General features: G+C 41.9%; 10 protein-coding genes. 3 read left to right on the forward strand and 7 right to left on the reverse strand.

All coding sequences use genetic code 11. The annotated features are described in order from the left end of the window. Window positions 1–64: 64 nt before the first annotated feature. The gene (ccsA, locus tag C8D94_RS02770) at window positions 65–3,160 is read left to right on the forward strand and encodes a cytochrome c biogenesis protein (RefSeq protein ID WP_245946174.1); all 3,096 of its coding nucleotides are present in this window, start codon (window positions 65–67) and stop codon (window positions 3,158–3,160) included. Window positions 3,161–3,166: 6 nt separating this feature from the next. Here the strand turns inward: ccsA and C8D94_RS02775 are convergent, their stop codons facing one another. The 6 genes from C8D94_RS02775 to C8D94_RS02805 are packed head-to-tail and all read right to left on the reverse strand — an operon-like array spanning window position 3,167 to window position 11,024. Then, complete coding sequence (locus C8D94_RS02775) at window positions 3,167–3,991, reverse strand: hypothetical protein (RefSeq protein WP_115122367.1); 825 nt, start codon at window positions 3,989–3,991, stop codon at window positions 3,167–3,169. After that, window positions 3,988–5,598 (reverse strand): hypothetical protein, encoded by a 1,611-nt coding sequence (locus tag C8D94_RS02780; protein ID WP_147278485.1) that lies wholly within the window; start codon window positions 5,596–5,598, stop codon window positions 3,988–3,990. Before C8D94_RS02780 ends, C8D94_RS02775 begins: the two co-directional genes overlap by 4 nt. Before the next feature lie 7 nt (window positions 5,599–5,605). Further along, the gene (locus C8D94_RS02785; protein WP_115122369.1) at window positions 5,606–6,970 is read right to left on the reverse strand and encodes a hypothetical protein; all 1,365 of its coding nucleotides are present in this window, start codon (window positions 6,968–6,970) and stop codon (window positions 5,606–5,608) included. A 56-nt stretch (window positions 6,971–7,026) separates the two neighbouring features. Beyond that, window positions 7,027–8,859: a cytochrome c family protein gene (locus tag C8D94_RS02790; RefSeq protein ID WP_147278486.1), complete on the reverse strand. Its 1,833-nt coding sequence runs from the start codon at window positions 8,857–8,859 to the stop codon at window positions 7,027–7,029. A 2-nt stretch (window positions 8,860–8,861) separates the two neighbouring features. Continuing rightward, entirely contained in the window at window positions 8,862–10,199 is a 1,338-nt protein-coding gene (locus C8D94_RS02800) for an NAD(P)-binding domain-containing protein (protein ID WP_115122372.1), read from the reverse strand. 3 nt (window positions 10,200–10,202) lie between these two features. Continuing rightward, window positions 10,203–11,024 carry a hypothetical protein gene (locus C8D94_RS02805; RefSeq protein ID WP_170134708.1) on the reverse strand — a complete coding sequence of 274 codons (822 nt, stop codon included), beginning with the start codon at window positions 11,022–11,024 and terminating at the stop codon, window positions 10,203–10,205. 125 nt (window positions 11,025–11,149) lie between these two features. On the opposite strand from C8D94_RS02805, the gene C8D94_RS02810 reads away from it, so the two are divergent. Beyond that, on the forward strand, window positions 11,150–11,752 hold the full coding sequence (locus C8D94_RS02810; protein WP_115122373.1) for a DUF4097 family beta strand repeat-containing protein: 603 nt from the start codon (window positions 11,150–11,152) through the stop codon (window positions 11,750–11,752). Between the two features lie 34 nt (window positions 11,753–11,786). Next, window positions 11,787–12,410 (forward strand): lipoprotein signal peptidase, encoded by a 624-nt coding sequence (locus C8D94_RS02815; protein ID WP_115122374.1) that lies wholly within the window; start codon window positions 11,787–11,789, stop codon window positions 12,408–12,410. On the opposite strand, the gene C8D94_RS02820 is transcribed toward C8D94_RS02815, so the two are convergent. Next, window positions 12,407–13,543, reverse strand: coding sequence for a sensor histidine kinase (locus tag C8D94_RS02820; protein WP_115122375.1), 1,137 nt, complete (start codon window positions 13,541–13,543; stop codon window positions 12,407–12,409). The genes C8D94_RS02815 and C8D94_RS02820 overlap by 4 nt on opposite strands. Window positions 13,544–13,598 lie beyond the last annotated feature (55 nt).

Raw genomic sequence — 13,598 nt, forward strand, 5'->3', positions numbered from 1 at the left:
TGGTTCTGCACTACAATTAGTATCTTACCGTTTTACTTAGTGAAAACATAAAAAGTTTATATTCTTGAAACTTAAAAAAATAATTAGGAAGTTTTTGGGCACCCGTGCGGCCGGACTTTATTTTATTCTTTTCGCAGCAGCCATAGGCGTCGCCACTTTTATTGAGAATGACTTTGGAACCAGCGCTGCTCAAAAAGTGGTATATAGGGCCAGGTGGTTCGAGTTGCTGCTTTTCTTGTTTGGCGCAACGATTATATTCAATATTTATCAATACCGAATGATCCAGCAGAAAAAATGGGCCTTGCTGCTTTTCCACGCATCGATCATCGTTATTTTGATTGGGGCAGGGGTGACACGTTACTTTGGTTTTGAAGGGGTCATGCACATACGGGAAAACAATACGGCCAGCTCTTTCCTTTCGGCGGAGACCTTTCTCAAGTTTGAAGTGCAAAAAGATGGGACAACCTATACATTTGATGAGCCCGTGCTATTCGCTTCTTTGGGAACCAATACTTTTGAGGAATCGTATTTAATTGGGAATGATCTTATTGAGGTTCAACTTAAAGAATTTGTCCCAAACCCTAAGCAAACTTTCACTACGAGTGAAGACGGACAACCAGCCCTTAAGCTGGTTGTCGCTGGAACGCAAGGACGGGAGGAATATTTTGTTGAAAAAGGGCAAACACGTCGTATAGGGAACTTGACCTACAATTTTAAGGAAAGTACAATGCCAGGGGCTATTAACTTGAAATATGAGGACGAAGCTCTTTTCATAAATTCAGAAAGGACCCTCACCCAAACCGTTATGGCTACCCAACAAAAAGACACCATTGGCGGCTCTAGTGGGTATGTACCCCTAAAATTACGTTCGTTGTATTCGGATGGTGCCAATAATTTTGTGTTTTCTGAATTTCAGCCCAATGCTTCAGTAGCCATTACCTCTGAAGATCCCAAAGTTAAAGGAGATAGTATGGTTGCACTGTTTCTTACTATTTCAGTAAACGGAAATACCCAAGAAAATTATGTGTACGGAATGAAAGGGCTGCCAGGAAGAACCACTCCCTTTTCTTTTGAAAGCCTGCAAATGAAGGTCTCGTATGGAGCCAGGGAAGTTACCGTTCCCTTTGCAATACAATTAAAAGATTTTCAGTTGGAGAAATATCCCGGGACCAATAGTGCATCCTCCTATGCCAGCGAAGTAACTGTTTTGGATCCCAATGAAAACGTGAATATGGACTACCGTATTTATATGAACAACATCTTGGATTACGATGGATACAGGTTCTTCCAATCGTCCTTTGATAAAGACGAAAAAGGAACGTATCTGAGTGTGAACAGCGATTGGTGGGGCACAATAATTTCCTATTTGGGCTATGCTTTGCTCACCTTGGGAATGATTTGGACGCTCTTCAGCAAAAGAACCCGTTTTTATGAAGTCCGAAAAAAAATAAAGAAGATAAGAGCCAAGAGCGGAACGTTCGTGTTTATATTGTTCTGTATGCTTTCTGCATCTAGTATGGCACAGGGCAACCACGTAAATTCGGCAGTTTCTGAAGCGCACGCCGAAACCTTTAGTACTGTGGTAGTACAGGATTTTAAAGGGCGAATGAAACCCGTGCACACCCTCTCCCGCGAGTTGCTCCGTAAAATCTCCAGAAAAGAAAGTTGGGATGGCCTCACGGCGGACCAAGTGTTGCTAAGTATGTTTGTGAACAAGCAGGATTGGTATGGGGTCAAGCTTGTGAAATTGGGTAAAAACCAAGAGATCCAAAAATTGTTGAATGTTTCGGGAGATTATGCATCGTACAAAGATTTTTTCGATACCGAAGGACAATACAAACTGCGTGATGAGGTGCGGCGCATCTATGCCATGGAACAGAAGGACCGTGGTACCTATGCCAAGGAACTCATTAAAATAGATGAACGTCTCAATATTTTGAGCATGGTTTTTTCGGGTAGTTTGCTGAAAATTATTCCCAACCCAAACAATCCCAACAATACTTGGGAAGGATATACCAATCATGGCCATGATGATGGCCATAACCACAGTGCTGTGGCCAGTAAGTTTTTTAATGCCTATGGAACCGAACTGAAAAAAGCAACCCAAACCAACAATTATACTCATGTAGGACACCTGTTGGAAGAATTGAAAGCCTATCAAAAAAATAGCGGTGGTGCCGTGATGCCTTCTGAGGCAAAGATCAATACCGAAATAGCCCTGAATAAAATGAACGTGTTCTCACGATTGGCAGGTTGGTATATGCTATTGGCACTTGCTTTATTGTTCTTTCTGTTTGTTTCGGTGTTTAAACCCAATTGGAAACTGAAGAAGATATACTATGTACTCTTTGGATTGGTAGTCCTTGGTTTTGTATTGCATACCATCGGGCTAGGAATGCGCTGGTATGTTTCCGGTAGGGCACCCTGGAGCAATGGTTATGAATCTATGATCTATATCGCTTGGACCTCAACACTTGCCGGAATTTTATTTACCCGTAAATCTTTTGGAGGTCTAGCGGCAACCATGGTATTGGCAGGCACTATTTTATTTGTGTCTATGCTCAGTTTCTTGGATCCGGAAATCACACCACTGGTTCCCGTCTTAAAATCGTATTGGCTTACCATCCACGTGTCTTTGGAAGCCGGAAGCTATGGATTCTTGATGTTGGGTGCTATTATAGGGCTCATCAATTTAATATTGCTGATGTTCATTTCAGAAAAGAACAAGACCCGAGTAAAACGTATTGTACAAGAAATGTCATATATAAGTGAACTTACCTTAATAGGTGGGTTGTTTATGGTAAGTGTAGGTACTTATTTAGGCGGTGTTTGGGCCAATGAGTCCTGGGGTCGTTATTGGGGATGGGATGCCAAGGAAACGTGGGCATTGGTTACTATTTTAGTCTATGCGTTTATCCTACATATGCGCTTGATTCCAAAATTACGCGGATTGTTTGCCTATAACGTAGCGACCATTTTTGGATTGGCTTCAGTAATTATGACGTACTATGGTGTAAACTACTACCTTTCTGGTTTGCACAGCTATGCCACAGGAGATCCGGTGCCTATACCTAACTGGGTGTACGTTGCAGTAGCTGTGATTATTTGTATTTGTATTATAGCATTCATTAGAAAGCGCAAATACCCCATTATATCATAAAAGGATCTATTCAACTAAAACAGCATCCTCTACTATAAGATTGTATTTGTAGCCTGCGCCAAAATCCCTGTTCAAACTTACTTTACCTCGTACGGTAACGGTTTGGCCTTCGGGAATAAATGTGTTGGATGTTGCTACAAGATCAAAGTCGTTTTTGGTGCCATCCTGTAAGTGCAACCAATTACGGTTCATAATGTTTGGGTTCACTTTTACTACTTTTCCGGATAGCTGGACTGTTTTACCCTCGTATTGCTTTGGGTTGGCGACCAATTCGGCAATCTTTATAGAGCCTTTGTGCTCAATCACCTTTTTGGTATGTGTCTCAATAGTTTGTTTTTGGGATGTTTCAGCCGGGGGGGAGCTTGTGTTGTTTTCGGTAAAGTCTGCTTTTATATTTCCTGCACCGTGGTTGTGCGAAACAAGGTTGGATACCAAATAGATAGTATCGAACACACGGTTATGTTCCCTGCTTTCAAAATTGGTTTTCAATAACGGGTCTCGGTAATAATAGGTCTTGCCAACGTCTATGGGCTGCTTTGCAGTAGCGATCCAGAAAGACTTGCCTCCCTCGGTAACATTTATGTAAACATACTTTTTGGTGTCCAGTGTTTTTTGTGCGACAACGCTATGCAAATTATCGGTAAAGGAACCACCTGTGTTGGAATCGGGAATTAAATTAGGAGTTTCGGTAGAGGGTTCTTCAGTAAAAATCCCACTGGTATTTACAGGTGTTTCATTGGAAGAGGCAGTAATAACCTTGGGACCATTGTTGCAGGATGCCATAGTGGCCAGTACTAGACTAGCCCATAAAATGTTCAGCTTTATATTCATCTTTTTTTCTTTTTGCTATAAAATCTTTTTGTGAGCCGCGTGTAAAAGCGGTAGTTTTTTTCATCGTTGGAATCTAGGGTGGAAAGTTCTCCGTTTATTGAAAACTGCCAAGAACGGGATATACTCCAGTTAAGGCCACCTCCAAAATAATTTTGAGTAAAGGTTTCATCACGGTTTTCATACTCATATTTTGCATTTCTAAAATACGCATCTGCTTGTAACTTCCCTTTTACAACATCCCTAGAATAGCGTACCGAGGCAATATTGCTGGAAAGATATCGTGAGGTGTTACTGTTATAAGAAACGTTAAATCTACCTCCAACCCCGGGGATTTTAGAAAGCGTAGCATACCCGTATACGTTATTGGATTCGTTTTGGCTATCGCTCTGTGAACGATTACTGTAACTTGCTCCCAACCATACAATTTTTGCAGGACGCACATTTAAACGTAGCCGAATTCCTTGACGTGCAAGGTCGTCATCCAAAAATCGTTCGAGTTCTGTTTGGAATGTTTGGTAATAAATAATCTGCTTTCGGCTATCGTACGAAATCATCGCATTTACGGCTCTGCTGAAGCGGTACCGTGCAGAAAGATAGAGATTTGTTAATCGGGAACCACCTTCCTCTCCCCCAAAAATATCCAACTCCATAGAGCTGAAAAGATTGAGGTTTGAAGCTATGGTGCTATTATGCTGAAAATAGATATATCGTCTATCGGTCGCCCCGGCATTGGTCTGCTCCATGGCCCCTAGTGTGGTCTGGCTGTAAAAATCTTTGCTATCGGTTTCAATGCCGAAATATCCTCCATATTGTAGCAGATCGGTATTGAATCCGTAGTCGAAAATGTCGGGTCTAAAACCTCCAATGGCTCCTACATAAAACTTTCCGAAGTATTTTTCAACCATTACCCCGTCGTTTGCTCCCAACGAGCTTGCCTTAGGGTTTATTTTTCTTCCGGCAGTAATTGAAAGGTCCGGTAAGGCATCGTAGCGAAGATTAAGATTATAAATGTTGAAAATACTTGTACGGGATGCGTAATTTTCGGGTGGGGAGAGAATGCTGCGATAGGCGATATAACTCTCTACTGAAAATTTTGAATCGCCAATGTGGTTTGCCGTTAACGAAAATCTTCCTTGTAACCTATTCCTGCTTTCTCTAACATTTGAAGAGAGATTATAACTGGCCACCGAAACACGCCCACGGATATTCTCTTTGTACAGCGATTCTTTTTCTGAATATTCTGGCGCTACATCAACAGTCGTCTTTGGGGCTTCCTCAGTTGTGTCTGTCGTTTCAATAGGAACGTCGTCGGTTGTTGTTTCTGTAGTTGAAACGGTTGCTGTAACCGTATCATCTTTGCTTACCTCACAATTGTTAATGCTAGTACAAACTGCTGATGTTGAGGAAAGGCTGGTGATTTTTAAACAATTTGTTCCATTAAATGTAAGGACGTCGCCAACGTTCAAATTTTCAGTACCATCAAACCGTACATACACATTGTTTGAGGTAACAAACGTAACTGCACCCTGTAACGTTTTGCCTGCATCTTGGGCAAATACGCCTAATGCAACACCAAAAATAAGTATGCAGCTAACAAGTTTTTTCATTACATATTTATTCTTCTCCAGTTGGATGGCACTGGAAGCAGGCATTACTCTCGTACACGTATCCATTTACATCTTCATGTTCATCTGCCATTTCACCTGCTGGGTGGCAATTCAAGCAATCGAATATGGAAAAATTATTGGTTACCATGTGACAATCTGTACAAGAAGTCCATACATCATCATGTTTCCCGCTGTAAATGGGGAAATACATATTGTCATGATCAAAAGTGGCGGGCATCCAGCCTGGATTGGTCGTATGGCAGGAAGCACAATCTGTAGGAAAACCTGCCGCTTGATGGTTCGGGTTGGTTGTTCCGGCATAATCGTCCATATGGCACGCAAAGCAATCGGTTGGGGTGTTGTTAAAATTCCCGTTCTCGTGACATGCATTACAATCCTGAATGTCATGGCCAAGTGTAAGAGGGAAAAAATCGTGGTTCAAGACCGCAGGCATCCACCCTGGGTTGGTAGAGTGACAAGAAGCACAATCTGTTGGGAAGCCAGCTGCTTGGTGGTTCGGGTTGGTTGTTCCGGCATAATCGTCCATATGGCATGCAAAACAGTCCGTTGGGGTATTGTTGAAGTTTCCGTTTTGGTGGCAAGCGTTACAATCTTGAATATCGTGGCCAAGTGTTAGGGGGAAAAAATCGTGGTTTATGGTTGCTGGCATCCAGCCTATGTCTGTGGTGTGGCACTGTGCACAGTCCGTAGGGAAATTTCCGCTTTGGTGGTTGGGGTTTTGAGCCATGGCATAGTCCTCCATATGGCAGGCAAAACAATCTGATGATATATTGCCAAAGTTGCTTACGTCATGACAAGCGCTACAATCTTGGATATCATGTCCTTTGGTCAAAGGGAAAAAATCGTGCAGTATGCCTGCACCGTCCCAACCAAATCCAAGTGGATCGTGACATTCAATACAATCTGTTGAAAAGCCAGCGATTGCGTGATTAGGGCTCTGTGTGGCAAAATAATCGTCACGGTGACATTCAATACATTCGTTTCCTAATCTATTGAATATTAAGCTACTTTCAAGGGTGTGGCATTCTACACAACTTAAATTGCTGTGTGCACCAATAAGGGGAAAACCGTTTTGTTCGTGGATTTCTGGAATTTCAAAAACCAACCAATTGTCTGTGGTATGGCAGCGTACACAATCATTTCCAACGCTTTGGGCGTGTACATCGGTATGGCAGGAAAAACAATCGGTAGGAGCTTGGTCGAACACCAAATCTGTATGGCAGGATTTACAGTCAACAAGTTCGTGTGTACCTTCCAATTCAAAATTGGTAGTGCTATGGTCAAATTTTAAAGTTTCAAAATCAATCTCCCAGCCCCCCGGGTTATGGCAAGAGGCACAATCTATCTTCAAATTTGAGCCATGTGGAGACTGTCCCCACAAAAAGCTTGTAAAGCATAGAAATAACGCTATAAATGACAGTCTTTGCAATCTAGTTTTTCTAATTTATATATAACGGTTGTTTCACCAGTTTCAGTACGCACTTCATGGCAGGCCCTACAATCCAGAGAGGCGTGCTTGCCTTGTAGCGGGAAACGTGTATTACTGTGATCAAATTTTTCTGGCAACCAACTTGTTGTGACGTGACAACGGGTACATTGTGTAACCCCGTTTATGGCAAATTCATCTCCGTGGACATTATCATGACAAGAAGCGCAGTTAGTGTCTAAATTACTGAAATTTTGTGAGAATTGGGTGCTGTTTTCTACATTTTCAAAGTGACAAGCACGGCAGGATACATTATTGTGGGCTCCTGTAAGTGGCCATTCAGTTTGTGAATGGTTAAATGTAACTGAAGTCCAAGCATCACTCACGTGGCAGGCGGTACAATCGTTCTCAGGGTAGTATGTTGAAGCAATAAATCCTTCATGGATGTTGTTATGGCAATCTATACAATTTGTACCTAGATTGGCAAACTCCCATTTAGGGTCGTCTTCGCTCACATGGCAGGCAAAACATGGAGTAGCAACATGGGCACCCTCGAGGGGGAAATCAGATGTGTTGTGATCTTCAATGGTGAAGAGGGTAAACTCAAACCCTTTTTCCAAGCTGTGACATTCTCTACAGTCGGGGGTAACGCCATTTTCGGTGAAATCGCCTTCGTGGTAATCTGCATGACAATTCTTACATTCAGAAAAATCTATGGGGGTTGAAAAGCTTTCTTCGTGACATGCCCTACAGTCTACGCCTTGGTGTTTTCCTTCCAATGGATAGTCGGTCACAGAATGGTCAAAGAAGCCCATGTCGTTAAGCGCTAGAAAACTTTCTTCATTGTGACATTTTGCGCAATCCTGTCCAAACTTGTTATCGTGAGGATCGGTGTGGCAAGCAACACAATTGTTTTCTTCCACATTTTTTCTATCCTGAAAAACAGTAGCTGCATTATTTGTATTGGTATGGCAGGTAAAACAATCTATAGCTTTATGGCTCCCATTGAGGTCAAAATTGGTTACCGTATGGTTAAAGTTGCCCTTACCCATAAAGATATCAAACCCATTTTCTACGTGGCATTGTTTACACTGCCCAGGCAAACTGCCGTTGTGAACGTCCTGATGGCAAGCTTTACAATCGTTAAATGCCAAGCCCGTAAACTGCTGAAATTCATTACCATTTTTTGTGGTAGTTTGGTGGCATTCCTTGCAATCTACCACTAGGTGTTGTCCCCGCAATTTATAGTCGGCTGTTTCATGGTTAAACTTGGTAACCGGTGTGAAGCCCTCCATACTATGGCACTGTAGGCAATCTGTAGGTAAGGTGCCTTGGTGAAAATCTTCGTGGCAGGAGAGGCATTTTTGGTTTAGTCCCAACCACGTATCGCTGTCGCTACGTAGTTTAGGGTCCGGAATATTTGTTGGGTTGTGGCAATCTCTACAATCTACTTTTGCGTGGGCACCCTCTAGGGTGTACCCAGTTCGATTATGGTTGAAATTATTGGTATCGAACCGAATCATATCAAAATTGCGCCCGTGGTGTTCGCTATGGCACTCAAAACAGTTTTGCGCCTTTACGCGACTATTGGCATGCAAACCCCTATCTTGATTGAGGAGGGATTGTATTTCGTTATGGCAATCCAAGCATTTGGAGTCAGACACCTTAGCCCCAAGCTCGTGGCACAAGGTACAATTGCCCATGCCTTCCAGCTCACTGTGTGCCTTGGTAAGGTCTCCAGGTGAGATTTGGGCAAAAAGAGAGTGACTTCCCAGAAGGAAGCACAGTACAATATATGTTACACTTACTCGCAAACCTATTTGTGTTTTTTTACGGTATAGCCAAATCGTTTGGTCACCTCAACTCCGGCTCTTTCCAAAAAAGCGGTAGGCAGTAACCCTCCAGCAAATATATATACCAAATCATTAGGTACTTTTTTATCTCCTTCGGTTTCCACATTAAAAATACAATTTTCTTCCGTTATTTCTGTAAGATTGGAATTAAAGACAACGTCCAGTTTTTTTTCATCAATGGCAGTTTTTATCTTCTCCCTGTTCTTGGGCTTCGACCTAGTAAAAGAGTCACTTCTGCACAGCAGGTGCACGTTGTTTTCCTCCATAAGTAGCATGGCGGCTTCCATGGCAGAATCACCCCCACCCACTACAACTATGTTTTTACCTGAAATGAGTTCGGGCTCCAACAACCTGTAGGCTACCTTCTCAGTATCTTCACCAGGAATTCCTAATTTACGTGGGCTACCACGCCTCCCTATGGCAATTATTACATTATTGGCTAAATGTTCTTCTCCACTCGCGGTCACCACTTTAAATGTATTGTCTTTGAGTGGCGTAATGTTTTCCACTTTTGTGTTTTCTTGAATTGAAATGTTGTTTTCGGAAATTACCTTGTTCCATAGATCCAATAACTCCTTTTTGGAAGTGTCGTGAAGTTTCACCTTACCATGCAGGGGAAGGTGCATGGGGGAGGTCATTACTACTTTGGAACGTGGAAAGGTAAATACAGCGCCTCCCAAGGAGTCCTGCTCCAGTGTAATGCTGGAAAGCTCGTGCTTTTTTGCCGCTAGTGTAGCCGAGATACCAGCAGGTCCTGCTCCAATTACAGCGACATCCAGCACGTTTTGGGGGTTGGATTTATTGCTTTTTACAATACTATCCACGGCTTGTTGTCCTTGCTCCACACTATTTTTTATAAGTCCCATTCCTCCAAGTTCTCCTGCAATATAGATACCTGGGATGTTGGTTTCAAAATTTTGATTAACGTGCGGGAGCTCGACACCGCGCTCTTCTGTACCTATTCTAAGGGTTATCGCTTCCACAGGACAGGCGTGAAAACAAGCTCCGTGTCCAACGCAGTTGGAAGCATTAACAGCCTGCGCTTGGCCGTTTACCATCCCCAATATATCTTTTTCGGGACAGGCCTTAATACATGCACCACTACCAATGCAGGCGTTGGGGTCTATATAGGGATGTAAGGAAACCGGCTCGTACAAGCCTTCTTCTTTGGCAATAGCCACCTTTTTGAGGGTTTGTTTGGTGGTTTTGTTTTTCTTCCGTAGATATATAAAGAATATAACAGCACAGAAAAGGAACACCGTCCCATACGTAACTAACTGTTCTAAAAAGACTGAATCCATAACTTAAAATATCCAACGGTATCCAAAGGTGAATGCCACTACTACGTGCACCACTACAATGACCAACATGATGATAGCAAAAGGCATGTGCGCTACATGCCAGTACCTAAAGAGTTTTTTCATTTGTTCCAAACGCTCTATTTTTTTTGAAAGGGAACGCTCCTTTTTCACTATGCTGAAGATGTTGCGCTGTTCGGTTTTAGGAACGCTATGTTCTTCGAGGGTGGTTTTCAAATCGCTTTTGGTGACGGCTTCTCCTTTGTTCTTATCAATAAAATTCAAGAAAAGAATGGCACTCTTTTCATCTAGATTATATTTTTCTGAAAGCACCGTTTGTATATCGGTCTGCGAATTTTTTACTTCCTGTAGGCTCAGTTCCCGTCCTTCGATAGTCCGTGGGATCTGTAGGTATAAAAACCTGCCAATAACACCACTGGCAACCACTGCAACCATACTCCAAAAGGCTACGGAAACGATACCCCCAAACTTGAAAGCTGTATGGTACAGGATGAGTACAGGACCTAGACTGCATAAAAAAATATGGAATTCCAGTAAATACTTTAATCGAACCCACTTTCCCAAAATCGTGTAGCGTTTGTGCAAAATATAGATGAACACCCCAAAAAATATAAGGAAGGTCCCTATTACACCCAAACCTTGCCCGAATAGGCCACTGGGTTTGAACCAGCTGTGCCTTGGATGGTAAAAACGCTCTTCTAGGGGGGTACTGTAGTAGGAGTAGCCAGTATAGCCAAGATACACTGCAACGGCAACTACGATGAGTGCCATGGTCCAAATATAAATAGTGTGTACGGTTTTGTTCACAATTTTAGAGGTTTATGTAATAAACTAATGTACAATTTAATTATTATTGAAATATATCAATAAAACAACTTAAGCCCTTGAAATCCTCAAGAAAATCATACAAAATATATGTCCAAGTATTTTTTTTGCTTTTTTGTATCACCATTGTAAATGCCCAAAAAACACTTTCCAGAAGTTACTCCGCTTCAGGCATTGAAAACATCCTTATAGACGGCAATGGGGTTCATTTACTGAAAGTACGGGCTGCCAAGGTGAAGGCTATCTCGGTACGGGTACGATTGGAAGGCGAAACTTCAGAAGAAATTGGTATAAAGGAACAGCTCAAGGGCGATAGATTGCAATTGGGTTTTGGGTCTTGGCCATTTGCCAAAATGTATAACGATAAACTTTCGGCACATAAAGTTGTGAGTGTGGAAGTGGTTATCACAATTCCAGAAAATATGTTCGTTTCGCTCACTTCAAATACAACCGCCGTGGTAGCACAAGGAAAATTTAGGTTTTTGTACGTAGATATTGAGGATGAAGACTGCTTGCTCAAAAACTTTTTGGGAGGTGCCTCCCTAAAGACCAACAGAGGCCGTATAACCATAAAAACCCAACAACCACAGGTCACAGTAAAGGCAGCTTCAACCTATGGTACAGTTATAAATAGTGTGAAAACGGGAGGGAAATATCGTATTACCGCAAAAAGTGTGCACGGTGATATTACACTACAACAAACCCAATAATATTCTTTATTTTTGCAACTTCAATTTGTAGCGAATGTCCCTAAAAAAAGCCATTGCAATCATCATACTGGTCTTACTTATAGACCAAGTTTCAAAAATATACATTAAGACCACTTTTATTCTTGGGGATGGTTTTGATGTGTTCTCGTGGTTCAAGATCCATTTTGTGGAGAACAAGGGAATGGCTTGGGGAGCTCAAATTCCAGGTGAATACGGAAAATTGATCCTAACACTGTTTAGGCTTGTTGCCATTGTAGGTATTGGGTACTGGTTGTGGGATTCGGTACGTAAAAATGCTTCGCGGGTGCTCATAGTATCCATAGCTCTTATTTTTGCGGGTGCTATGGGAAATATTATAGACTCTGTATTCTACGGCCTTATTTTCAGTGATAGCGCCACACAGGTTGCTACCTTTATGCCTCCTGAAGGGGGTTACGGTACCTTGTTTCACGGTAAAGTGGTAGATATGCTATACTTCCCGTTATGGGAGGGCGTCTTACCAGAGTGGATACCTATCTGGGGTGGGAGTTACTTTACTTTTTTCGATCCAGTATTCAACATTGCAGATTCTGCGATAAGCATAGGCTTGGTGTTGTTGGTAATCTTTAACAAAAAGGCTTTTCCCAAGAAAAAGAAACTAGACGATACAGTGTCCTAAAATACAATTGTAAAGGTAGATCCACGCTCTGGGCTACTATCCAACTGTACACTGCCCCCTAAAGCCTCAATCTTGTTTTTAAGCTGAAAGAGCTCTATGTTTTTACATGTGGTATAGGCAGTATTGGTCTTGGTAATGTCGAAAACCTTTTGCAGATCTTCTTCTCTGGAGTGTCCAATCCCGTTATCCTTAAACAATAGAGAGGAGCCTCTTTCACTTTCAAGACTAAAGATTTGAATGTTCAGGCTCCTTTCAGGATGTTTTCTTTCCATTGCCTGTAGTAGTAGCGTATCGAATATGTACTCCAAAAAGGAAGGGATGTATTGAATGGAAGGTGCTTCAGAGAAATCTGTATAGAGTTGGATTGGCTGCTCCGATATTTTAGATGCAAGACGTTGCTTGGAAGCTATAATTGCATCTTCAAAACTTATTTCGGTCTTTGAAATTTTGGCAGTTTCGGTAACGCTAACTGTTTCACAAAGATCGTTAATGGTCTCGCATAGCTCGTTAGAGATCCCTTTCAATAGGGAAAAAAGTTCTTTTGCTTCGGAAGTGTCTTTCGTATCTCCCAAAAGTTCTAGGGACATATTCAGGTTACTAGCGTGCGATTTAAGGTTGTGGGAGATAAGGTTGGCATATTCAAAAAGTCGAGAATTTTGTGATGCAATGGTCCTCATGGACTCTTGTAGCTGTGTCTCGCGCTCTTTTTCCTTTGTTATATCCTGAAAAACACCGTGTATCCCTACTATGTTACCTTTGTTGTCGTACTTTGGTTTTCCCATGACCCTGGCCCAAAATAGTTCTCCAGTTGTCTTTTTCATTTTCACGATTGTTGTGAAGGGAGTGCCTTGCGAACATTTAGTAAACGTAGCCATAACCCGCTCTTTTTCTTCTTCTGCATAGAATTCCAGCAGCATGTTCGTAGGGTTAAAGTCGCCAGTAATGTTCAGTATTTTCTTTCCCTCTGGGTCTATATAACTGGTCTTGTTTATTGAGTCCACGCCGTAACCACCGGCACCTGTTAAAAGGGCTATTTCCTTGTAGTAAAAATTGTCGAAAGTTCTTGCTTTACTTGTAGTAGGGGAAATATCCTGCTGTAAAATTTTCTTTCTCTTTTGAGCTAAAAAATTCACTTAATTAGTTGATTTTGGAGGGGCTAATATATATAAAATATTTTATTTGTGAGTA

Origin of the sequence: Marinirhabdus gelatinilytica (assembly GCF_003353425.1) — a bacterium.
Taxonomy (GTDB): domain Bacteria; phylum Bacteroidota; class Bacteroidia; order Flavobacteriales; family Flavobacteriaceae; genus Marinirhabdus; species Marinirhabdus gelatinilytica.

Coding starts and splice junctions, on each gene's coding strand:
- C8D94_RS02815 (WP_115122374.1), top strand. CDS start 11,787: ATGTCCCTAAAAAAAGCCATTGCAATCATCATACTGGTCTTACTTATA.
- C8D94_RS02780 (WP_147278485.1), bottom strand. CDS start 5,598: ATGAAAAAACTTGTTAGCTGCATACTTATTTTTGGTGTTGCATTAGGC.
- C8D94_RS02775 (WP_115122367.1), bottom strand. CDS start 3,991: ATGAATATAAAGCTGAACATTTTATGGGCTAGTCTAGTACTGGCCACT.
- C8D94_RS02800 (WP_115122372.1), bottom strand. CDS start 10,199: ATGGATTCAGTCTTTTTAGAACAGTTAGTTACGTATGGGACGGTGTTC.